This is a genomic window from Paenibacillus sp. FSL R10-2782 (assembly GCF_038592985.1).
Lineage (GTDB): Bacteria > Bacillota > Bacilli > Paenibacillales > Paenibacillaceae > Paenibacillus > Paenibacillus terrae_C.
Window position 1 is genome coordinate 2011977 of the sequence record NZ_CP151951.1, and the last position, 23487, is coordinate 2035463.

Genomic DNA, 23487 nt, shown 5'->3' on the forward strand with positions numbered 1-23487 from the left:
CTTTTAAATAAAATTATATTACCCAACGAGAGAGGGGGTTCTTCATTGCTTAATACAATGAAAGTTATTATAACAGGCGCTGCTTCCGGCATTGGAAAGGAAATTACTCAGCAATGTTTAAGGGAAGGTGCAAGTGTTATTGCGTGTGATATGAATAAACATTCTTTAAATGAACTTGAGGCTGAACTGAAATCACCAAGTTTGTACACCTATCTGATAGATATAAGTAACTATACGGAAGTAACTCATTTCTTTACATACATTAAGGAAGAACATACGGACATAACAGCTTTAGTCAATAATGCAGGTGTTTATAGAGGAAAGAGTATACTCGACTATCGTATGGAAGAAATAGAGCAGGTGCTGGACATAAATATTAAGGGATGTGTGTATTTCTCGCAATTTTTTGGAAAGTTCATGGTTGAGAAGAAACATAAGGGGATTATCGTAAATATGTCTTCTGTTTCTGGAATGGAAGGAAGCTCGGATGCGATCTATGGATTATCAAAAGCTGCAATATTGGGCTTTACTAAAAGCTGTGCCATGAATTTTTCACCTTATGTAAGAGTTAATGCTGTGGCACCAACGATGGTAAGTACTCCAATGATGGATCATATTCCTGAATGGAGAAAGGAGGAATATACAAATCATCAGCTAATTCCAGAGCCTTTAAATGCAGAAGATGTTGCTTATACTGTCCTGTTTCTGCTATCGGAAAGATCCAGACATTATACGGGAGCGACCTTTGATATTAATAATGGGTGTTATCTAAGATGATTTTTAATCGTAAACATAAATTTCAAAGAAGTAAGGATGGACTTTTTGTTTGTTTTGATGCGGATAATGCTCAGTTATACAGCCGTAAGTTGCAAGATGAAGTAAAGGATATTAAAAAAGATATGGTTGAATGAGAGAATGCATGAGTGGAGATAAGGAGGATAAGGTATGCATGAGGAGCAAAATCAGGAACATTGGCCGGTGTGGGCTACGGAGCCTGTAAAAATAGTGAATCCTGATCCTGACTGGTCAGAGCAGGGCTTGCAGGTTATTCACGAGTTGCGGGAGCTGCTACTGCCGTTTAAGGTGACGGAAATGGAGCACATAGGAAGCACGGCAATTCCCAATCTTTCCGCCAAGCCCATTATAGACATTATGGCAAAATTGGAATCCTGGGATAGGCTGGAACAGATTGTATTTGCTTTGCAACCAGCAGGTTGGAGCTATGTTCCGCCTGAGCTGGATGGTCGGGAATGGAGAAGATTTTTGGTTAAAGTGGAACAGGATCAAAGAAAGGGACATCTGCATCTCATGCTGAAACATGAGGAGCACTGGGATCAACAATTGTTGTTTCGGAACCGTCTTCGTGAACGGCCTGAGCTGGTTCAGCAATATGATGCATTAAAAAGGAAGCTGGCGATGGAAAATCAGCATGATCGTGAAGCGTACACGGACGCTAAAACCGATTTTGTGCACAACGTTCTGGATACCGGACCATCCTAAAGATTAGGACGGCCGAACATCCCGGGTTTTCACATTGTTACTATAGAAGGTAGAATCGCTGGATAGTTTATAAGAAGGGAACTTCTCGTCTGCATCAAGGCGCATGGATTCCTCAAAATAAATCGCCTGCTGCCCGCTAACGAGAAAAGGCAAGCTTCCCGCCTGTACTTCTATATCGCCGTTGTCCGGTGCGTTGACGATCTTTAGTACCGTAATACCATCACAGCCGCAGCCCTCTGTGTCGTAAAAAAGCTTGATATAGCCCGGTTGATCACCGAGAATTTGTGTAAGCCGCTGTTCAGCCAGTGGACTGATTTGAATGTTCATGATGTCATTTCGCTCCTTTGTGTATCGGGCGCAACACAAATTTCTGGTTGCTGTGTTGGGCATTTTTACGAATGATGCCGGGGAAGTGCTACTATTAAAGCACGTATACCGGAAGCAGCCGTGGGGGATTCCCGGTGGCTGGATGGAGCTGGAGCAGCCGGAAGCCGCACTGCGGCGTGAAGTCCGGGAAGAAACTGGGCTGGAGGTACAGATCACCTCACTGGCGCGAGCCAGATTTGGCCAGACGCCGAACCGTGTGATCTCATTTTTACAGGCCGGGTTATTCCCGGTATTTTCCAACCAAGCTCCGAAATCTCTGACATTTGTTATTGTCGTGTAGGGGAATGGCCGGAAGGTTTGCCAGCACACCAGAAAACGCTTATTCAGGAGCTGCTAAAGTAGTCATTATCCAGTGCTCGTTCATTTCACGATATGGAGAGCTGATTACAGACGTTTCAAGAATACGCTGATGCGCTCCAAGGCAATTTCCAGTTGTTCCTGCGACGATGCGTACGAGCAGCGGATAAAGCCCTCGCCGCCCGGTCCGAATGCGGAGCCGGGTACGGTAATGACACCCTCTTCTTCCAGCAATCGTTTGGCAAACTGCTCCGAGCTTAACCCCGTGTGCATAATGGAAGGAAAGGTGTAAAAGGCACCATTCGGTTCATGACAGGGGAGTCCGGTCTGACGCAAGCCTTCAACAAACCATTTTCTACGTTGATTGTACGATTCTATCATACGGTCTTTTTCCTCCAGCCCGTGGCGCAGGGACTCAATAGCGGCAATTTGCCCGATAATAGGAGCGCACATCACGGTATATTGATGGATTTTCAGCATGGCTGCAATTAGCTCCTGTGGACCGCATACATAGCCGACTCTCCAACCCGTCATCGCAAAGGCTTTGGAAAAGCCGCTGATGAGCAGGGTTCGTTCTTTCATGCCCGGCAACGAAGCGAAGCTTACATGCTTTTGCCCGTAGGTCAGTTCACCATAAATTTCATCGGAGATCACGACTAGATTATGCTCCTCCACCAAGCGGGCAATCGGTAGCCAGTCCTCATAGGTCATCACTCCACCTGTCGGGTTGTTCGGATAACAGAGAATAAGTACTTTGGATCGTGGAGTCAGCTTGGCTTTGAGCGCTTCAGCCGTCAGCTTGAACTGCTGATTAGCAGAGGTTTCAACCGTTCTGGTATGCCCTCCATTCAGGAACGTGATCGGTGAATACGAAATATAGCAGGGAGCCGGAATAAGAATTTCATCGTGTTCCGTAATCAGGGCACGAAGCGCCAAATCCAGTGCTTCACTGCTACCGATTGTTACCATGATTTCATTTGCCGGATTGTAGGACGTGTTAAAGTTGCTCTCCAGATACCCGGCAATCTCCTCACGCAGCTCGGGAAGGCCAGCATTCGGTGTGTACGAGGTCTTGCCATTTTCCAGTGCTTGGATACAAGCCTTTCTGACATGCTGAGGGGTCACAAAGTCCGGTTCACCGACACCAAGCGAAACGATATCTTTTCTGCCCGTACTATATTCAAAAAACTTACGGATGCCTGAAGGCGGCATTTCCCGTACAGCTGGAGTTAAAAAATCGCTTATAGATACTGTGGTCGATACGTTTGTCATATTGATTTCCTCCTTTTTGAAAAACAAAAAAACCCGCCCCTGTAAAGGGACGAGTTTATACCCGTGTTACCACCCTAGTTTCATTCCATAAGAAATGACACTCTGTTCACGTATCCATCAATACGTGTTCCGGTTAACGCTGGAAAGGCGGCAGAGCTTACTTCAGGTTCAGCCCGCTTCTCGGAGATGGCGTTCGGCTACCCTCGGAATGTTGGCTTTCACCTGCCCCAACTCTCTGCAAATCCGCTGTATAGCTTACTCGTTCTCGTCATTGAAATTTGTTGCCGTATCAAGTTAGGTGTAATTATAAGCACAACATTTCAGGATGGCAAGTCTTTTTTTATAAACTTTAAAGACAGGAGCTTCATCATTGACGACTGGAAGATAACGTATATAGTGGTATCAAGGGGGATTGTCCCCCAAATTTCACTGTGCTATTTGCACTATATTGGCTAGAGAGGGATGGTGTCTATATGAACGTATTTGAACGTTTTAGTGGTAAAGCTTTGCCTGCGGAATGGAGCTGGATGCATGAGCCGGCTGTATGGGGGACTGATGATTCTAATTTTTTACATGTGTCTGCACCACCACAGGCTGATTTTTTTAGAGATCCGTCCGGCGCAGCCATAAAATCGTCCGCTCCTTTTTTGCATACCACCCTTGAGGGAGATTTTACAATCTGGACAAGAGTTCGTGTCGATATGAAGCAGCCTTATGATTCAGGATGCCTGATGATTATGGCAGATGATGCTCATTGGGCCAAGGTGTGCTTTGAATATTTTGAAAACACTCCCTCTATCCTTAGTGTGGTCACACGGAATACGTCCGATGATTGTATATCTGGGACGATGGACGTTTCCAATCCGTATTTGCGAGTGGCAAGAGCCGGGAATTGCTTTGCCTTTCATTATTCATCAGACGGTCAGCATTGGAAGCTGGCGAGATATTTTGGCTTGGAAGTTCCAAAGGAGCTAAAGGTCGGGGTCGTTGCACAATCTCCGGTCGGAGAAGGTTGTGATGTTATTTTTGAAGCCCTGACTGTGGAGAATCATGTATCCGGGGACATACGAACTGTGTAATAAACGGGGTGAGCATTTCCATAAACAAGTATGGCAGCATAACAATTGTGAGCTTCATTTTTAACATGTGATATGATTATAAAAGGACGTATATACGTATATTCAGATGGAGGTTGTACGAGAGTTTGCTGTTTAAAGGGAAGAAATATAAGCTGCTCGGCTTATTGGGTGTGCTGCTTGTAGCTACGTTGGGCTGTTATGGATTGATTATGTATGTGCAGTCCACAAGTGGGACGAAAATGTATCAATTTTTGTACTGGGATATATTTCTGGCGTGGGTTCCAGTCTTCATTTCTCTGGGAATGATCATCTTATCCAGACTGGGAAACATCCAAGTGAGAAGAGGGCTTTTATTAATTGCCGGATTCGTATGGTTGTTTTTTCTGCCCAATGCACTCTATTTGCTGACTGAATTACTGCATGCGTTCCGTTTTTATGATGTGAAACCTGACTCGCTTTTTTGGCTGAATACTCAATTTTGGTTGATCTTATTTACGTCTTTTTCGGCAGCAGGGATGGGTCTTTTTCTTACTTCCATTTGTATATTTATGATCCACCATATGCTGAAAGAGGTTTGTTCCGGCTGGCTTGCGTGGGCTATCGTTTGTATGTTCCTGTGGCTGTCCAGTGTGGGTGTATATATCGGCAGATTTGCTCGCTGGAATAGCTGGGATATGGCGTTGCAACCCATAGTGATCGTGATGGAGGTTTGGAAATGGGTGGTACATGCCGGAGCAAGGCTTCATTTGTTGTCATTTAGCTGGCTGGTGTTTGGAATCGCGGTCATTTTTTATCTGTTGATCTATATCTCTTTAAGTGAGGAGAAGCACGCTTAGGCCGAGGATATGTATTCCATGAATACGGCTTCGGCCTTTTTACATATGGGGGAATCATTAGCTATCGTTGTCCTCCCCGGGCTCTTCATAAAGCACACGCACCAGCAGATCCTGATTGAAATTGCCAAATCCTTTGCCGAAAATGGTGAGCCCCCCTTTGTGCGGCGGCTGATCGGATACGGATACACGTAGTGTAATATCGCTTTTATAGTTAAGCCCGATATCGTCTATCGTGACTTCGGATATACGACATCCGTCAATGAAGCTTCCATGTTGATTGATGCGGATTAATTTGAGCATGCCATATTGGTTCAAATGTGGTGGCCACCAATCCGGATTTAGGACCCCGGAAACTTCTCCAAAGTCTCCGGCGCTGGTCCAGTGACCGATGGGAATGCCATTCACATGAAAACAAATATCGGACGGGTATTCCTCACAATAACCCGGTGCTTCCGAACCCAACTCTGCGGAAAATTGAATTTCGGTAAAGGATTGGTTCTCTTTCAGATAGTTGGGAATCCGATATTCCAGAAACCCGTCTGCCATCCATATCATTTCCGAGTCCAGCCGTCCGGGATCTGCAAAATAACGGGGATCATCAAAATCGCCAATAATGCTGTCTCTGGTCACCAAACCGCAGGTAGGTACTGCCTGATAGTTACTATAATGGCCGATGCGAATTTCAACCTCGTACACATTTTTCTGCTCTCTGCTGCGCAAGTCCACCATCAGCTTTTCCTTGTTCAGATAGCACATTTTTCGGGTTCCGTGCTTGCCGCTCACGGTATTGATCTCGACAAGTCCACATTCCTCCAGCTTGCGAATATGCATTGTAATTGTACCGTTGCTCAGATCAAGCTTATTAGCGATGTCATTCATACTTTGTCCTTGATGGGCGGCGAGTAATTCCAGAATTTGGATGCGGATTTCCGAACCGAGCGCTTTGAATATATCTAGCCCTGACATTAAGTCCTTAATATAAATCATATCTATATACCTTCCTTATCTATAAAAAATGTAATGTAAGCGCTTATATATTTGTTTTGACTTATGTTAAAATAAAATCAGAAAGAAGTAAACTACTTTGCTGTAAATTACTTTCACAACAATAAAAAAAGGAGTGAAATCAACCACAGGCTAGTATTTTCTTTTATTTAAAACGTGTTTAAGTTTTTTTATTGGGTTATATTGCTATAATGAACTTAAATACGATTCAATTTCGCTTTTTGTGCTATTTAAATCTATGCTTTATATTTGTTTAAAAAGATTTAGAAATACATTGACGAACCGCTAAACGGCATGCTATATTTTGTTTGTAAACGAATACATTATTGATAAAGAAAAATGTTAATTATATGGTGCATGAGAGGGATGATGATCACAGGCTGGAGTGAACAACAGGATGATGTACCGCACAGGTGAATAGAGGCCAAGTGGTATGAGTTTATTTTAACACTATATGTATGCGGTTTCATTTCAATTTTAGGAGGGGTCGCTTTGATGAAGAAAAAATGGTTTGCACTGACAATGGTTGTGCTGTTGTTGATGGTTGCTGCACTGGCTGGTTGTAGTGGAGGAAGCTCCAGTAGTGATGGAAGCAAGGAGCTGACATTCATGTTCCGTGGTGGAACGGATGAGCAGAAGGCTTATAAGGAGGTAATCAAGAAATTTGAAGAGGAGCATCCCGGCGTCAAGGTTAAAATGGTCGTGACGGCCGCGGATCAATATGCTACAAAGCTCAGAGCTGCGATCACAGGAAATAATCTTCCAGATGTCTTTTATTTTAACCCTGGAGATGTGAAAGCCTATGTAAACAGTGGGGTACTGAAGGACCTCACCCCTTACATTGAGAAGAACAAGGATATAAATCTGGATAACATTTGGAAATACGGTGTGGATTTGTATCGCTATGATGGCAAAATGGCCGGTCAAGGAGATATTTACGGTATGCCGAAGGACTTGGGTCCATTCGCACTCGGCTACAACAAGACAATGTTCGAAAAAGCGGGCGTTCCCTTGCCTGATAAAGACAAACCGTATACATGGGATGAATTCATCAAGGTCAGCCAAGAGTTGACCAAAGATACAAATGGTGACGGCAAGCCAGATCAATACGGTACAGGCTTTAACGTTCAGTGGGCATTACAAGCCTTTGTATGGAGCAATGGGGCAGATTGGCTGGATGAGAGCAAAACCAAAGTAACGATTGATGATCCGAAATTTGCGGAAGCGCTTCAGTACTTTGCTGATATGCAAAACAAATATAAAATTACACCTGGTATTGAACAATCACAAACACTGGATACCTATCAACGCTGGATGAAGGGCGAAATGGCATTCTTCCCGGTAGGTCCTTGGGATATGAGTACATTTGAAAAACTGCCATTTGAATATGATCTGTTGCCTTTCCCGGCAGGATCGACTGGCAAATCGGCAACTTGGATTGGTTCTCTGGGTATCGGTGTTTCCTCTAAAACAAAGTACCCGGATGAAGCTGTAGCTCTGGTCAACTATCTGACGACTTCCAAAGAAGGAATGAAGCAGCTCGTAGACGCAAAGGTACAAATTCCGAATCTGCTGGATATGGCGGATGAGTGGGCCAAAGATACGAAATCCAAGCCTGTTAACAAACAAGAATTTATTGATATTGTGAATGACTATGGTCGCTCGTTGCCAGGCAACTATACGTATAACGCCGAATGGTATGATATTTTCTTCACTGATATCCAGCCTGTGCTGGATGGTAAGATTACGGCAGCGGATTATGTGAAACAGGAACAACCAAAGATGCAGAAACTGCTGGATAAAGCGGTGGAGCAAGAAAAAAAATCACAGAAATAATGCGTAAATAGCGGATAAGGGATGATGTTAGTGGCTGATATCATGCTGCTGACATCATCTTCATTCCAAATTAGAAACAGAGGTGAGCCCTGTGATAACCAAATCTAATCTCTACCGCAAAGAGAAGATATATGGATACTTATTTATCCTTCCTCCTATTCTCGGTCTGCTAATCTTTACGTTGTTCCCGTTTCTCTATTCTTTATACGGCTCTTTTACAGATTGGGACGGATTGGGACAAATGAACTTTATTGGTCTCGACAATTTTAGGGATTTATTTAGCGATGAGCTCTTTTACAAATCTATGTACAATACTTTTTTCTTAATGCTTGGTATTCCGATTGGTCTAGTACTAGCTTTACTGCTGGCGCTGGGGTTGAATCGCAAGATTCCAGGCACGACGACATTTCGTGTGATCTACTATATTCCGGTTATTTCTTCGTTGGCTGCCGTTTCCATAATGTGGAATTGGGCATATAACGGAGACTATGGTCTGGTGAACCAATTCCTTGAACTGTTCGGCATTAAAGGTCCGAACTGGCTGATGGATAAGGATACAGTCAAGCCAGCTTTGATTCTCATGACAGTTTGGAAAGGACTTGGCTACACCATGTTGCTGTATCTGGCGGCATTGCAAAGTGTATCTCGCTCCTATTATGAAGCGGCAGAGCTGGATGGAGCCAGCGGATTCCAAATGTTCCGCAACATTACATGGCCAATGGTGAAGCCAGTAACTTTTTTCCTGGTCGTAACCAATATCATTGGCGGTTCGCAAATTTTTACCGAAATGAACATTATGACACCAACGGGTGGTCCAGAATACTCCTCCGCCTCAATTGTCTTCTATATTTGGGATAAGGCATTCAAAAACCTGCAAATGGGCTATGCCTCCGCGATGGCTATGATTCTCGGCATCTTCATTTTTATCGTAACGTTGATTCAATTCAAAATGAATGAAAAGTCATCCTTTGATGGGGATTGATTTTCGCGGAAAGGAGTGAGTCTGATTATGTCCCATAGTCAAAGAACAAAAGTAACCAATACGATTATCTTTATTGCCCTGGCCATTGGAGCTATCGTGATGATCGCACCGTTGCTCTGGATGCTGTCCACCTCGGTTAAGGAAAAGCAGGATGTTTTTGCTCTTCCGCCAGTGTGGATCCCAGAAGTGTTCCAGTTCAGTAAATACAAGGAGATTTGGGAAGCAGGGCCCTTGCTCAGCGGGATTAAAAACAGTGTGATTGTGGCTGTAAGTGTTACCGTTATTGGTACTTTTACATCCAGTGTGGCCGCTTTTGCTTTCGCAAAGCTGAGATTTCCTCATAAAAACAAGCTGTTTCTGGCCCTGATCGCATCCATGATGATTCCGTATCCGACGGTAATGATTCCACAGTTTATGATGTTTTCCAAGCTCGGTTGGGTAGACACGCTTCTGCCGCTGATTGTTCCGGGGCTGTTTGGGAATGTGGTCATGATCTTTTTCCTGCGGCAGTATTTACTTAGCATACCTGATGCCATTATCGAAGCTGCCAAAATTGACGGAAGCTCTTATTTCCGACTCTACTCGTCGATCACGTTCCCGCTCATTAAGCCAGCTATCGCCGCGCAGCTTATTTTATGGTTCATGGGGATTTGGAACGATTATCTGGCACCTATTATTTATTTGAATTCACCGGAAACGCAAACATTGCAGCTGGTCATAGCGAACTTTAATGCGACCTATGCCATTCAGACGGATTATCCGCTCATTATGGCAGCTTCTATAGTCGCTTTGTTACCTGTGCTGATTATATTCCTGATCTTCCAGAAACAGATTATTGAGTCGGTTGCTATTTCCGGTGTCAAAGGTTAAGTGTAGCCACTGGAGGGCACGGATGAATGATGCAAGGCAATCACAAATCTAAAGGAAGGAGGGAGATAACAGTTATGGTGATGCTGCTTATGCTGGGCCTATCCGGCTGTGAGAATAAAACCCCGGACCCTGTGTATCCGCAGGCTCCGCCTCCCGATCACTTGTATGATCCAAGTACGATAAATGATGAGCAGCGCTGGACGATTAACAATGCGCATGATCCTGCGATTATCAAAACAGATCAGGGCTATTATGTCTACTCCACGGATGTAAAGGCAGGCGGAGAGCTAAGACCGGGGGTCATGGTGCGTAAATCAACCGACCTGATCCACTGGAACTGGGTGCAGTATGCGCTGCCTGGCATTCCAAAAGAAGCAGAGGCATGGTCGTCAGCAACCAATCTGTGGGCACCGGACGTTATTAAAATGGGTGATATCTATCGGATGTATTATTCAGCTTCTACTTTTGGCAGCACACGGTCAGCCATCGGATTGCAGACATCAAGCTCGCCGGAAGGCCCGTGGAAGGATGAAGGGCTGGTCGTTAAAACGAAGGAGCATGACAAGCTGAATGCAATTGATGCCAATCCGGTGCTGGATGCGGAGGGGAATCCGTGGATGGTATACGGCTCGTTTTTTGGAGGCATTTATATTACGCCACTTGATCCCCAGACTGGAAAGCTGAAGGAGTCTAGCTACGGGAAAAATATTGCCGCCAGAGATCGAGCAACAGAGGATGGTGCTGTGGAAGGGCCATACATTGTGTACAATCCCGCATTCCGCAAATATTACTTGTTTGTCTCATATGATTCTTTGTTCGAGGACTATAATGTACGCGTTGCCCGCTCGGATTCGATTACAGGTCCGTATGTGGATATCAATGGACATGATATGGCAGATACCAGCTATTTGCCCCAATATGAGATCGGAAACAAGGTATTGGGTGGCTATCGGTTCAGCGAAGGAGAAGGCTGGGTTGCGCCAGGTCACAATTCCGTTCTGAAGGACGGAGAGGATTATTATATCGTGCATCATGCACGGGGAGAGACGGATAAGCGATGGCCGTATCTGCATGTACGTAAAATATCATGGACCGCTGAGGGCTGGCCTGTCGTATCGCCGGAACGGTATGCGGGCGAGCAGGAGCAGGATATACCTCAAAGATTATTATCCGGCAGTTGGGAACGCATCGTGATGAAGCAGGAAGTGGACGGTCAAGTGGAAGCTGAACCGCTTCGTCTGGAAGATGGAGGTCGGGCAACCAGCGGAATGCTTGAAGGCCAGTGGAGCTTTGACGGCAAGCGTACTTTAACAATGGATTGGAGCGATACGTCCGTTGGGACCAAGGAGCAACTGTTATTGCTTCCTTCATGGGACTGGGAGTTGGGTCGTCACACTCTAGTTTTTACAGGTATGGACGACAAGGGGATTTCCATTTGGGGTAAGCGTATCGGCGATTAATTGTATGAACTACATACTTATATATAGAGGAGAGAAGAACTATGAATCAACCTATACCTTTTATTAATCCGGTTATTGAGCAACGGGCAGACCCTTGGATTTACAAGCATAGTGACGGATATTATTACTTTACCGGGTCCGTACCCGAGTATGATCGTATTGAGGTTCGGCGGGCACTTACTATACAGGGACTAAATAAAGCAGAGCCTGTCGCCGTGTGGCATAAATATGAAACAGGTCCGTTAAGCGCCAACATTTGGGCACCGGAAATTCATTTTATTGATGGTAAATGGTACATTTATTTTGCAGCAGCTCGCACTACTGAAACGAAGGAAGGTCTGTTTGACCACCGTATGTTCGTGCTGGAAAATGCTTCGGCCAACCCACTGGAAGGAGAATGGGTGGAAAAGGGGCAGATCAAAACCCGTTGGGAAACATTCTCGCTTGATGGAACAGCCTTCCAGCATCATGGAGTTTTGTATTATGTATGGGCACAGAAGGACCCGGACATTGTCGGCAATTCCAATCTGTACATTTCTGAAATGAGCAATCCGTGGACGCTGCGCGGTGAGCAGGTAATGATCTCGACCCCTGAATATGATTGGGAAGTCATCGGTTTTAAGGTAAATGAAGGAGCGGCAGTTCTGAAACGGAACGGACGAATCTTTATCAGCTATTCAGCCAGCGCGACTGACTACAATTATTGCATGGGACTGCTGACTGCAGACGAGAATGCAGACCTGCTCGACCCGAAATCATGGGCGAAATCACCTGAGCCGGTATTCTGCACGAATGAGGAAACGGGCCAGTTTGGACCGGGTCATAACAGCTTTACGGTTGGGGCTGACGGTAATGATGTCATCGTGTATCATGCACGGAACTACAAGGAAATTACGGGTGACCCGCTATATGACCCGAATCGCCATACACGTGTACAGCCGTTGAATTGGCACGAGGATGGGACGCCTCATTTTGGCATTCCGGTATCGGATGGAGTTCCTGTCGGTAAATAAGCGATACGAATGTTACAGGAGTGGCGTGTTGTATAACAGCGACGCAGTTTTCTGAACAATGCAGGAAATGATAGATTCACTACGCATAACAAGGGTGATTAGATATCTTCTAAGCCGTAAGGCTGGGAGATATCTTTTTTTTCGTGGCAGCGGAAAAACCCTTTTCAAAAACTCGGTTTATGATTGTTAAAAAAGTTTAATATTTTCCACGGGATGTAAACAATAAATGTATGGTAAAGTGTATTTTATACAAGGCTCTTATCTACACGTATTTACCGAATCCGAATCAATCGAGGTGAGGAAAAATGCTGCAATCGTTAAAAGCCATTGCCAACTATCGGAAAGAAAACGATCTGGCCTGGGATACGCCGACTTGGCTCAAGCTGCTCGTTTCGGCTGAGGAGCGCATTGTGAACCTGGAACGAATCCACTCTATAGGGGAGTTAAAGGAAGCTAATCCTGTACTGGATTATGTGGAGCGTACGTTGCTTATTTTGGACGGGCTTCCATTGTCTTTCTGGATTAAGGAGCTACTGGAAGACGTGCTGGTATGGTCTGAGACGGCCAAAGGAGGCACAGTCCGCGAACGGCTGCGTTGGCAGCAGGAGGGCATCAATTTATTTGTGCATAATATTGGTTCCGCCCAGCTGTACGTCAGACAGGCTCAAGCGGAGAAACCGGTGTTCCCCCGCAACACTATGACTCGGATTCTGATAGAGACCCATGGATTAATCGGACAGTATATACGGGGTGAAATTCCTTTTGCGGAAAATCGGGCGCTGCTGGAAATTACCCGTAAGGGCTGGTTAAGCCACGAAGAACTGGAGCTTGCCTTACGTGCGCTAAATGAGTGCATTATCGCCGGGGTAGACCCTGAGTTATGGGAGCAGGTACGGAGTGAAGTGGAGCAACTGATTGGCTGGATCGCCTGGGATAACGCGCCTGTGGCCTGGAGTGTGAAGGAACGATTGGAGAGATTACGGTCGGTTTCTATTCATGAAGGGGAACCCTTCGAGCAGGCTTACGCCGAGCTGGAGCGCGAGTTGAATGTAGATAAGGCGTTGGCTCCGTTGGAGAATCGAACGCTTTGGTATGTGGAGTCGGCTTTACAGGATTTTTCGCTTCCGGAGCTGGTGAAGGTATTTTTACTTGCGTTACGGGATGGTACGGGACAGGAATTGCCTGCAACGGTGCGACATATCAGCTTTGAATCCCTCATGAACACGATGCATTATGACTATCGAGGTATCAAGAAAATTAATATATACAAAAAACGAATGATTGAGAAATATTTACATGCGCTATCCTGGCAGGATATCTTGCAAGGAAAACGGAAGCAGAATCCTCATTTGAATGTGATCGTGGAGCATAAAGAGGAACTGCCGAGTACCGTATTTTTCAATTTTCATTTTTCATCTGCGGCTGAGAAGCTGATCGACTTTTGCATCGAGGCGGAAAAAACGCCTTTGTATGACAAAGCTATATTATTACTGTTTGACCTGTTCGGCTTGCGTCGTGATGCTTATGATCGTTTTCACAATGAGGAAACATACCTTACGGATATGAATCAAACTGTGGATTACAAAAAGGTCATTCTGGATTATGTGACGGGGACTCGTGTACTGGATATCGGACCTGGCGGGGGGGTGCTGCTGGATCTGATTGAACAGGAGATACCGGACGTGAAGCCGCTGGGACTCGATATTTCTGTGAATGTTATTGAAGCACTCAAACGTAAAAAGCAATTGGAGGGCCACCGCTGGGATGTGATTAAAGGAGATGCTCTCCAACTGGAGGAATTTATAGAACCGGGGAGCATGGACACGGTCATTTTTTCTTCCATTCTCCACGAGCTGTATTCTTACATTGAACGGGATGGAGCCCGGTTCAATCTGCATACGGTGGAGGCTGCTTTGCAAAGCGCCTATCATGTGCTGGCACCGGGCGGACGTATCATTATCCGTGACGGCATTATGACCGAACCGGCAGAACAGCGCAGACGAATCCGGTTCCTGGAGCCGGACGGAATGGAATGGTTGCTGCGATATGCCGAGGATTTTGCAGGTCGCCACATTGAAGTCGAGCGTGTGAGTGAGCATGAGGCTATTTTGCCTGTGAACGATGCGATGGAATTTCTGTACACCTACACGTGGGGAGCGGAAGCCTATGTGCATGAAGTGCAGGAGCAGTTTGGGTATTTTACCCCTTCACAGTATGAAGAGTGTATTCGTCGCACGCTTGGATCGCAGGCAATAATCCGGGAGAGCCGTCATTATCTGCAGGAGGGCTATGCGGAAGCGCTGGCCGGGCGTATTGAATTTACCGATGAGCAGGGTCAGCCTGTTCCCCTGCCGGATAGCACCTGTCTGATTGTGATTGAGAAGCCGCAATAGAGTAGGTTAGTATGCTTTGTTTTGTTATCGAGTGAGACTGATAAAATGTAAGAAAGCCTTCTGATTTGCGTCTAATGCGGTCAGAAGGCTTTTTACATTTTATTAGACAATTGATTCATTTGTAAAAGAAACAGACATCCTGTCTGTTCGTTCACAAGTTACTTCCGATTTAATGTACCATAATTATGGAAAAAGTGATTTTGAAAATGATATACTAAGAGAGAACATTCTATGAATATTGGGTATACCTTTTTTTGCTACCAATGAAGGGAGGCGTGTTCGTGATGTCCTCGCATGTGGAGATATCGCAATATGACCCGCAGTGGGTAAAAGAGTATTCATATGAGCGGACAAAAATCGCAGAGACTCTCGGAGATATTAGTATGGGCATAGAGCATATTGGGAGCACATCCGTTCCTGGCCTTGGAGCCAAGGCGATTATTGATATTATGGTTGGGGTAGAAGATTTGGCAAGGGTTCAGTCCGAACATCGGGAGCGCTTGCTTCGTATTCAGTATGAATATGTACATAAGCCTGATTTTCCGGAGAGAGCTTTTTTTCGTCGTGGAGAATGGGGAGTAGGAACCCATCATTTACATATTTACAAGTATCAAGGGGAGCACTGGGTGAACCATCTATTGTTTCGGAATTACTTAAAAACGCACCCGGAGAGCTTGTCGGGGTATGATGCTCTGAAAAAAGAATTGGTGCAGCAGTTCAAATATGATCGTCAAGCGTATACCGAGGCCAAAGGGCCGTTCATTCGGCAGGTGATTAAGCAGGCGAAGCTTGAAAAATTTAAGAAGGAGGAATGACGAAAGAACTGGAGCAGCTTGGCGTATCGGTAGAAGAAAGATAACAAACAACTCTGTTTTCTTAACACTTTTTGCATATAATACAGGTGAAATGACAGGATAGCTTTAAAAATGAAGGAGTTGTGTTGAAAATGTCAAAACGTTTGATTCCTTACATCACGATGGATGGAAATGCAAAAGAAGCAATCGAATTTTATGAAAAGGCATTGGATGCCCAACTGCTTTTTATCCAAACCTTCGGTGAAATGCCTGAAAATCCGGAATTCCCCATTCCCGCAGAGGTCAAGGAACGTGTGGGACATGCCACTCTCAAAGTCGGTGAGACGGAGCTTATGTTTTCCGACACCTTTCCTGGTTCGCCGTTTAACAGCGGGAATCAGGTGAGCATCTGTATTACCACCGACAGTGTCGAGCAATCCCAAAAAATGTTTGACGCTCTCCAGCAAGGGGGACAGGTGGGGATGGCTTTGCAAGAAACCCATTTTAGTCCTGCTTATGGGAATGTAACAGACAAGTTTGGTATTACCTTTCAAATTTTCACGGAGGGTCGGCCTTAAACAATGGAAAACGGCCTGATTTCGCTACCTTGGCGATCTGGCTGTTTTTTGTATGAATCCTCGTTCAAGAGGTTTCTCCATTAACAGGCGAATGATTTCCGGTTGATCGTGATGATATGCAGCCATATGCAGACAAGTATGACCATCGCTATCCTGAATGGCGGTTCTGGCCTGGTGGGACACAAGGAGAAAGGATTTATCCCCTCGTTAGTTTTAAATAAAAATACTTATCGCTGAGTATATCAACAACAAACACATAATTAATCGAAATGACTTGTCATGTTTAGCAAAGAACTTTTGAAAATCGAGCCGAACCCTGACCATAAAAGTAACGCCAGCCATCCTAAAAAAATGGGCAAAGCCAAATAAAAAACGATGGATTCAAACGAATGATTAAACGGCAAGATAAAAGCACTCATGACCGTTAAAAAAAACAATGTGGAACCCTGTATGTTTAACTATCGTTTCCCGTTACTTGAATAATTCATTTCTGAATCTGACCATCGTCTGTTTGGAAAAATCCCCACAGAAAAAGCACCGGCTCACGATGTTATCATGAACCGGTGCTTATTCGATCATTTCTACATATACGTTCAAATGGAGTCTCTGTCAGGAAGCCCCGTTAATGGATGAAATGGAACTGCTTTAACAACCGTTCCAAGAGAACCGCCGCTTCCACCCGGGTCGTATGCGCCAAGGGTGCAAATTGATTAGCGATGCGTCCCTGGGCCTACTCAGCCCCATTGGACACCGCGGGACTCCGGCTGGTTGCTATTCAGGAAGCACGTGTTAATTGCGACGAGCTGTTCGCTCTATGCCATCAGCGATTACTTTGTACAGTTGGTGCGGCAGATCGTGTCCCATGCCGTCAACCAACATTAGCTCGGCGCCCGGGATGGCAGAAGCCGTGTCCTCGCCACATGCTGGGACGAACAGGGGATCGTCCACCCCATGAATGACAAGTGCTGGTACTTTTATGGTCGCCAGCCGCGGACGTCGGTCACCGGAGACAGCGATCGCAGCAATTTGTCGTCCGACACTGCCTGGATCGTAGGCTCGCTGGACTTCCTCCAGAATGAGCGCCCGATAAGCGTCCTCTTCAAACGGATAGCCGGTGCCGGCGATGCGTTTGGCAAAAGCGAGGCTGTGCGTCAAAAATCCTGCTTCATTCTCAAATGGGTTCGGCGCCGGTGTAGTCATCATCGCCATGACTTCCGGGGAAGATTGCGGAAGGGCAGCATTACCGGAACTGGACATGATGGAAGTGAGTGATAAAACCCGTTCAGGGTATTCACTGGCTGCAATCTGGGCGATCATTCCGCCCATCGACCTGCCAACGAAATGTGCCTGGTCAATTGAAAGGGCGTTTAGCAGTTCGATAGCGTCGTTGGACATGTCATCGAGAGTGTAAGGGATGTCCGGTCGCTGTCCCGACATGAGAGCAGTCGCCAGTGCGTCAAAATCTAGCGTCTGATAATGGCTAAAGTGCGTCGAGCAACCTACGTCGCGATTGTCAAAGCGAATCACGCGAAAGCCCCGCGCTGCTAATATCCGACAAAACGAAACCGTCCATCGGATCATCTGGGTTCCAAGCCCGGCGATTAGGATAATAGCCTCGTCATTTTCGTTACCGAAACTGTCATAGGCCAAATTGATGCCGTTTACTTTCAGGATGTTCATGATCGTCTTCTCCTCCAATTAATTCGATATCGGAAATTCTGTCATAGGCAGAAGGCGTGAATCTTCGACCGCTGCAGTCCGATGCCCGATACCAGCCAGGTAGTCTTGATGACTTGAAAAAGCAAGAAAAGACTGCGCGCTGCTCTGGCGGATCAGCATAACAAGATCCCATCTTTCGTCTTCGGGTCCGATAAGAAACTCTCCGCCATCGCCAAGAAACAGCACTTCACCTCCGCTTTCACGGAGAAATGGGAGGGTGTGCTCAATGTAGCGGTTGAAAGCTTCGGCACCGCTGATTGGGACCTCCGGTGTTAGTTCGGGATTGGCTGTGTAATCGGCAACATCACGAAAACGCAGCAGGTTCAACATGACGATGCTGCCCTCAATGCCTCGTTGCATAAACCTCATGCCAGCGCGTTGCGATGGTTCGATGTAACGAATAGATTCAAACTCTTTCATAGCGGCTCCTTTCGTAGTTCCTTTTTTAAATATTTACGCCTCCATATGCTCTCATTCATAAGTTCCCTTCAGGGAATGCATTAGCGGATAATTTTTTGACATGGTTTCTGATATCAGGTGCCCAGTCATCAATGAAGTGGTAAAAACGACCCAAATCACCAGCATACAGTGCCCGCAGAGCTTCTTCGTATTGATGGAAGTTCCCGGCCATAGCTGTCATGAAGTTATATGTTGCTTCTTGTGACTCTCGGATATTGCTCTGTTTTTCTCCAGCACGGCGAGCCTCATCAATGAGTTTTCGTAATGTTACCGACGCCCCTCCAGGTTGACTCTTGAGCCATTCCCAATGCCGTGGCAATAACGTAACCTCACCGGATACAACCCCCAGCTTGGGTCGACCGACCCGCCGTATAGGCTGGTGATTCACTTCCGTACCGGGTAGGTCACCTAACTGTTCTCCTAATCGTTTGAGCACATCATCTGTCTTCTCACGAAAATCAACATCTATTGGCTTCCCTGTGGAATCGTCAAATATAAGCAACTGTGTGAGGTCTCTGTCATCCAGAGCATCCTTCACTGTAGTAACAACGTGCTGTAACGAACCACTGGCGACGACTCCCACACCCAAAAATGCCGTGCAGTAAAAGTGCGTTAGGGCATTACTCATGCTGACCTCCTCTCTGATTGCCTCACCAATTATACCCGGGTAAAAATAAAAAATCAATATTACCCGGGTAATATTGATTTTGCCGTTCGTTATGGAGGAAATAAATGCAAAAGACGCGGCCTAAGAGGACCGCGCTGTTGAGGGCTAAGTGAAATACTGTTTTAATGCATAGCAATAAGTCTTTAGTGTGTTGTTGCTTTTACAGGAACAACTGAAACTCCTACCTCATCCAACATCATTAAGAATTACTTCTTGTACTCTCATAACGCCACTCCCAATGAAAAACTTTAAAGCTATAGTTAATATTTCTTTTAAACAAAAAATAGAGGAGATTAGTTCATATAATGAACTAACCATCCTCTATTTACGTTACTACAATTAACACGATCTAATTACCTACACTCCAAAATTAAAATCATCATCAGTCAGCGGCTCCACATTCATTGCACGCACGTAGCCGTTTCCTTTTTTAGAAAAGAAATCATGCTGCTTGGTGTGAGTGCTGATGCCGTTGATTACAATTGGATTGACTTCTTCTTCTTCAAACAGTGGATCAAAGCCCAGGTTCATCATAGCCTTATTGGCGTTGTAGCGTAAAAAGACTTTGACATCGTCCACCAGCCCGATGGGAGCATAAATTTGCTCGGTGTATTGTTCCTCGTTATTGTGCAAGTAGCGCAGCAACCCTACCAGCGTCTGGTACAGATCCCGTTGCTCTTCCTCGTCCAGCTCTGCATAAATCTCCTGTGCCAGCACACCCACATAAACACCGTGAATACTTTCGTCCCGTAAAATCAAGTCGATAATTTCTCCGCTGCATGTCATCTTGCCCTGACCCGCCAGATAGAGAGGATAGAAGAAGCCGCTATAAAATAAATAGCTTTCTAACAGCACAGACGCTGCCATAGCGAGATACAAGTCTTTTGGTGCATGAATATTCAAATAATACTGACGAATGGTTTCCGCCTTGGTCTGAAGATACGGATTTTCCTCTACCCAACGGAATATATCATCGATCTCTTCCGTAGAAGCTAGGGTTGTAAAAATGCTGCTGTACGACTTCGCATGAATTTGCTCCATCATCGCCATAAAGCTTAGTACAGCTTTGCGTTGCAGCCCGTCCACATGCTCCATAATTTGCGGCATACCTACGCCGCCTTGAATCGTATCCAGCAACGTTAAGCCGCCTAATACTTTCATATAGGCTTCTTTTTCAATATCACTGAGGGTTACCCAACTCATTTTATCGTCGGACAGCGGAATTTCATCATCCGTCCAAAATTGCATAATGTTCTGATTCCAGAACATCAGTGTAAAATCATCGTCCGAGCGATTCCAGTTTACAGCTTGTATACCTGTCATTGTTTAGCATTCTCCCTTCAGCTTCCGAGATTTCCTAGAGTCATAACGAAATGACATAGGCGAATCATCGTTTGCTTGACATACGGAAGCTGCATCCGCGAGGCCGTGTCCCAACCCATAAAGGGCAGAACATCACGCTGGATACAGCTTCTAATGAAAAGCATCGATATATATGAGGACTTCTAATGTTAATTTATGAGTACGGTCTTAGACCGAGCAGGTGAGGCACTCTTCTACAGACAGCTTTTTGGTACGTGTGTAGTACAACGATTTGAGTCCTTTGTGAGCAGCATACAGATAGCAACGTGCCAATTGGCGTGTAGTCACGTCACTGTTCACATGAAGCACGGTTGAAATTCCTTGATCCACGTGAGGCTGAATTTCTGCAATCAGGTCAAGCACTTTGAATTGATCCATTTGATACGCGGATTTATAAAAGAACACATTATCTCTTTGCAAGTAAGGCATTGGATAATAGGTCGTCGAGTTCGCATAGGTACGTGTTTCAATTTGTTCCACGATAGGCATTACGCTGGACGTCGCATTTTGAATATATGAAATGCTGGCCGTCGGCGCAATCGCCATACGGTACGCGTGATACAGGCCGTTCTTCTGCACATCTGCTTTCAGCTTGTCCCAATCCTCTGGAGAAGGAATATAAATACCGCCAAATAGCTCTTGTACGCGTTCCGTTGTCGGACGGTAATCGGTGTTCAGATAACGGTCAAAATACACCCCAGTCGCGTAATCCGATTCCTCAAAGCCATAAAAGCTTTGTCCGGCCGCTTGCGCGATCTCCATGCTCTTCTCCAGCGAGTGATAGTTCATCGTCATAAAGAAGGTACGGACAAAATCCTTCGCTTCGTTGCTTTCATAAGCAATTTTGTTCTTGGCAAGGTAGCCGTGCAGGTTCATGACACCCAGACCGACAGAATGCATCTCACGGTTTGCCTTGGCAACACCCGGCGCGTTTGCGACTTGAGTCATATCGCTGACCGAGGTCAGGGCAATCATTCCCTCGTGAACGGATTCGCGGATTTTGCCATGCTCCATCACATTTACAATGTTGAGAGAAGCCAGATTACAGCTGATATCCCGACGGATTGTATCCTGTTGGCCGTAATTTGTAATTTCAGAGGTTTCCTGTAATTGGAAAATTTCTGTGCACAGGTTCGACATTTTAACCTGACCTACGTTTTTAAGGGCATGTGCTTGATTCGCGTTACTTTTGTTCATCATGTATGGATAGCCGGATTCCAGCTGGATCATGGCAATTTTGGTCAACATGTCACGCGCGCTCATCGCAACCTTTTTCTTCACCCGGTCGTCAGCGAGCAATGTATCGTACATTTCATCCAGATCCATATCGTCCAGATGCGTACCGTAAGCCTTGTACACACTATAAGGAGCGAATACATGCAGCGGCTCATTATCCTGAGCCAGCTTATAAAAGCGGTTCGGAACAATCAGTCCGATGGAGAGTGTCTTGAGGCGTACTCTTTCGTCGGCATTGATTTTTTTACTATCCAGGAACTCCAGTACATCCCAACCGAAAATGTTGTAGTATGCAGCGCCGGAACCTTTACGTTGACCCATCTGATCCGCGTAGGAGAAGCCGTCCTCCATCAGTTTCAGCACAGGCATAATGCCTTTAGCCGCGCCCTCCACACCTTTAATCGCTTCGCCACGTGACCGCAGTTTCGACAGGTTGACCGCGACACCGCCGCCGATTTTGGACAACTGCATGCAAGTGTTCAGCACGTAGTTGATCGAGTTGAGAGAGTCGTCCATTTCGAGCAGGAAGCAGGATACCAATTCCCCACGACGGCTTTTGCCTGCATTCAGGAAGGTTGGTGTTGCCGGCTGGAGACGCTGCTCCATCATCGAGCGGGACAACAAGCGCGCTGTATCGGCGTTACCGCGTCCCAAATGCAGGGCGACGACCGCCACCCGGTCAGGATAGTGCTCCAGATAAACCTTACGGTCATTGCTTTTCACTGCATAATCCGTATAAAACTTGGATGCTGCCATATAGGAAGGGAATTTAAAATGATAACTATGAGTGATATGGAAAATATCCTTAATTTCGTCAGATGTATAGCTACTATAGAAATTTTCGTAATAATCATTCTCAATCATGTAGAGCACTTGAGCCGCTGTATCTGCAAACTTCAAGCTCCGTTCTTCGACTTCCTTCATAAATTCGTCTACAGCCTCTTGGTCCTTTTCCAATTGGAAAAAGCCATCTGTATCGCGTTTCATCAACATGTTGTTCAGTTCAATATGCCGCAACTCGGCTCACCCCCTGTTTGAAACGCTCTACATCGCCGAACGTTCCGGATAATTCAAATTTACTGATGACAGGCACGTTGTAATGGTCGGAGATCAAATCCGCGCTTTTGGCAAAGCTCTCGCCCCAATTACGGTTGCCGCTGGCAGCTACACCCACGAGGTTTTGAGCATTTTTTTGCAAAAAGGAAGATACCCTCTCAGGTATCTGTCCAAACCCCGTTGTATATGTAATGAGTACGTATGGTTCCTCTATAGTCATTTGCTCCTGGATTTGGACCGCCGGAAGCTTGAGCTTCCCGATAAATCTTTTTACATTGCCGGTCTTGGAATCATAGGCAATCAGCATTGTATTCATCCTCCTTGACATTTGGCAAAACAGCATCTGCCCAAGGCTCGAAATCCTGTAAAGATTTGCAACCCCTTGCTGGCTGTGCTTCGCCAAAATTTTCACGCCTATTTATATCGGTTCTTCCATATCTGTATTTTCAAGATATATGTGTAAAATACGCGTTGCACACTATATTTAGAGTACGATTTCTATTTTATATCTATATATAGGTGAGGTCAATCACTTTTAAAAGGTTGGGCACAAGGATTGGGGGCAAGTCCAAGCGGGGTGCGGGATAAGCAGAATAACTTTTTTTTTCGTGCGAATTTTACAAATGTACTGGAGTTTTGAGAGATGAAGATGTACGATTTGTCAATAGGAGATACAGCAGTAAATC

The 23487-nt window shown here is 45.5% G+C and carries 24 protein-coding genes and 1 other annotated feature; of the genes, 14 read left to right on the forward strand and 10 right to left on the reverse strand.

Features of this window, described 5'->3' with window-relative positions:
• Positions 1-45: 45 nt before the first annotated feature.
• From NST83_RS09370 to NST83_RS09380, 3 genes are read left to right on the forward strand one after another with little or no spacing between them, the layout of a single operon-like run.
• Positions 46-777: an SDR family oxidoreductase gene (locus NST83_RS09370; protein WP_342417403.1), complete on the forward strand. Its 732-nt coding sequence runs from the start codon at positions 46-48 to the stop codon at positions 775-777.
• Positions 774-911 (forward strand): hypothetical protein, encoded by a 138-nt coding sequence (locus NST83_RS09375; RefSeq protein ID WP_342417404.1) that lies wholly within the window; start codon positions 774-776, stop codon positions 909-911. Before NST83_RS09370 ends, NST83_RS09375 begins: the two co-directional genes overlap by 4 nt.
• A gap of 34 nt (positions 912-945) precedes the next feature.
• On the forward strand, positions 946-1500 hold the full coding sequence (locus NST83_RS09380) for a GrpB family protein (RefSeq protein WP_342417405.1): 555 nt from the start codon (positions 946-948) through the stop codon (positions 1498-1500).
• Between the two features lie 3 nt (positions 1501-1503).
• Here NST83_RS09380 and NST83_RS09385 read toward each other — a convergent pair whose 3' ends face one another.
• Complete coding sequence (locus NST83_RS09385; RefSeq protein ID WP_137062594.1) at positions 1504-1827, reverse strand: iron-sulfur cluster biosynthesis family protein; 324 nt, start codon at positions 1825-1827, stop codon at positions 1504-1506.
• Here NST83_RS09385 and NST83_RS09390 point away from each other — a divergent pair.
• The gene (locus tag NST83_RS09390; RefSeq protein ID WP_342417406.1) at positions 1820-2167 is read left to right on the forward strand and encodes an NUDIX hydrolase; all 348 of its coding nucleotides are present in this window, start codon (positions 1820-1822) and stop codon (positions 2165-2167) included. The two genes, NST83_RS09385 and NST83_RS09390, sit on opposite strands and share 8 nt — an antisense overlap.
• Positions 2168-2271: 104 nt before the next feature.
• Here the strand turns inward: NST83_RS09390 and NST83_RS09395 are convergent, their stop codons facing one another.
• Entirely contained in the window at positions 2272-3456 is a 1185-nt protein-coding gene (locus NST83_RS09395) for an aminotransferase class I/II-fold pyridoxal phosphate-dependent enzyme (protein WP_342417407.1), read from the reverse strand.
• Between the two features lie 42 nt (positions 3457-3498).
• Positions 3499-3737: a binding site (T-box leader), on the reverse strand.
• Positions 3738-3929: 192 nt separating this feature from the next.
• On the opposite strand from NST83_RS09395, the gene NST83_RS09400 reads away from it, so the two are divergent.
• Both NST83_RS09400 and NST83_RS09405 read left to right on the forward strand, forming a co-directional pair.
• Positions 3930-4535 carry a DUF1349 domain-containing protein gene (locus NST83_RS09400; protein ID WP_342417408.1) on the forward strand — a complete coding sequence of 202 codons (606 nt, stop codon included), beginning with the start codon at positions 3930-3932 and terminating at the stop codon, positions 4533-4535.
• Positions 4536-4660: 125 nt separating this feature from the next.
• Positions 4661-5371, forward strand: a complete 711-nt coding sequence (locus tag NST83_RS09405) for a DUF1361 domain-containing protein (protein WP_342417409.1) — start codon at positions 4661-4663, stop codon at positions 5369-5371.
• Positions 5372-5428: 57 nt separating this feature from the next.
• On the opposite strand, the gene NST83_RS09410 is transcribed toward NST83_RS09405, so the two are convergent.
• The gene (locus tag NST83_RS09410) at positions 5429-6358 is read right to left on the reverse strand and encodes a winged helix-turn-helix transcriptional regulator (protein WP_342417410.1); all 930 of its coding nucleotides are present in this window, start codon (positions 6356-6358) and stop codon (positions 5429-5431) included.
• A gap of 510 nt (positions 6359-6868) precedes the next feature.
• Between NST83_RS09410 and NST83_RS09415 the strand changes: the two genes are divergently transcribed.
• The 8 genes from NST83_RS09415 (at position 6869) to NST83_RS09450 (ending at position 16302) form a co-directional block, all read left to right on the forward strand.
• On the forward strand, positions 6869-8212 hold the full coding sequence (locus NST83_RS09415; protein ID WP_342417411.1) for a sugar ABC transporter substrate-binding protein: 1344 nt from the start codon (positions 6869-6871) through the stop codon (positions 8210-8212).
• A gap of 91 nt (positions 8213-8303) precedes the next feature.
• Positions 8304-9194, forward strand: coding sequence for a sugar ABC transporter permease (locus NST83_RS09420; protein ID WP_025685473.1), 891 nt, complete (start codon positions 8304-8306; stop codon positions 9192-9194).
• Between the two features lie 27 nt (positions 9195-9221).
• Positions 9222-10064 (forward strand): carbohydrate ABC transporter permease, encoded by an 843-nt coding sequence (locus NST83_RS09425; RefSeq protein WP_025685474.1) that lies wholly within the window; start codon positions 9222-9224, stop codon positions 10062-10064.
• A 74-nt stretch (positions 10065-10138) separates the two neighbouring features.
• Positions 10139-11524 (forward strand): arabinan endo-1,5-alpha-L-arabinosidase, encoded by a 1386-nt coding sequence (locus NST83_RS09430; RefSeq protein WP_342417412.1) that lies wholly within the window; start codon positions 10139-10141, stop codon positions 11522-11524.
• A 41-nt stretch (positions 11525-11565) separates the two neighbouring features.
• Complete coding sequence (locus NST83_RS09435) at positions 11566-12537, forward strand: family 43 glycosylhydrolase (protein ID WP_342417413.1); 972 nt, start codon at positions 11566-11568, stop codon at positions 12535-12537.
• A 305-nt stretch (positions 12538-12842) separates the two neighbouring features.
• Positions 12843-14930: a class I SAM-dependent methyltransferase gene (locus NST83_RS09440; protein ID WP_342417414.1), complete on the forward strand. Its 2088-nt coding sequence runs from the start codon at positions 12843-12845 to the stop codon at positions 14928-14930.
• Positions 14931-15214: 284 nt separating this feature from the next.
• A complete protein-coding gene (locus NST83_RS09445; RefSeq protein WP_342417912.1) occupies positions 15215-15745 on the forward strand; it encodes a GrpB family protein in 531 nt (176 codons plus the stop codon).
• Positions 15746-15876: 131 nt separating this feature from the next.
• The gene (locus NST83_RS09450) at positions 15877-16302 is read left to right on the forward strand and encodes a VOC family protein (RefSeq protein ID WP_342417415.1); all 426 of its coding nucleotides are present in this window, start codon (positions 15877-15879) and stop codon (positions 16300-16302) included.
• Between the two features lie 24 nt (positions 16303-16326).
• On the opposite strand, the gene NST83_RS09455 is transcribed toward NST83_RS09450, so the two are convergent.
• From NST83_RS09455 to nrdI, 7 genes are all read right to left on the reverse strand, one after another.
• Complete coding sequence (locus NST83_RS09455; RefSeq protein ID WP_342417416.1) at positions 16327-16485, reverse strand: ankyrin repeat domain-containing protein; 159 nt, start codon at positions 16483-16485, stop codon at positions 16327-16329.
• A gap of 606 nt (positions 16486-17091) precedes the next feature.
• Positions 17092-17982: an alpha/beta hydrolase gene (locus NST83_RS09460; RefSeq protein ID WP_342417417.1), complete on the reverse strand. Its 891-nt coding sequence runs from the start codon at positions 17980-17982 to the stop codon at positions 17092-17094.
• An 18-nt stretch (positions 17983-18000) separates the two neighbouring features.
• Positions 18001-18441 (reverse strand): DUF1330 domain-containing protein, encoded by a 441-nt coding sequence (locus NST83_RS09465; RefSeq protein ID WP_342417418.1) that lies wholly within the window; start codon positions 18439-18441, stop codon positions 18001-18003.
• A 55-nt stretch (positions 18442-18496) separates the two neighbouring features.
• Positions 18497-19108: a DUF2239 family protein gene (locus NST83_RS09470; RefSeq protein ID WP_342417419.1), complete on the reverse strand. Its 612-nt coding sequence runs from the start codon at positions 19106-19108 to the stop codon at positions 18497-18499.
• Positions 19109-19504: 396 nt separating this feature from the next.
• Positions 19505-20470 carry a class 1b ribonucleoside-diphosphate reductase subunit beta gene (nrdF, locus tag NST83_RS09475; RefSeq protein ID WP_342417420.1) on the reverse strand — a complete coding sequence of 322 codons (966 nt, stop codon included), beginning with the start codon at positions 20468-20470 and terminating at the stop codon, positions 19505-19507.
• Between the two features lie 207 nt (positions 20471-20677).
• The gene (gene nrdE / locus NST83_RS09480) at positions 20678-22762 is read right to left on the reverse strand and encodes a class 1b ribonucleoside-diphosphate reductase subunit alpha (protein WP_342417421.1); all 2085 of its coding nucleotides are present in this window, start codon (positions 22760-22762) and stop codon (positions 20678-20680) included.
• Positions 22749-23108, reverse strand: a complete 360-nt coding sequence (gene nrdI / locus NST83_RS09485; protein WP_137062615.1) for a class Ib ribonucleoside-diphosphate reductase assembly flavoprotein NrdI — start codon at positions 23106-23108, stop codon at positions 22749-22751. The genes nrdE and nrdI overlap by 14 nt, the downstream gene beginning before the upstream one ends.
• Between the last annotated feature and the right edge of the window lie 379 nt (positions 23109-23487).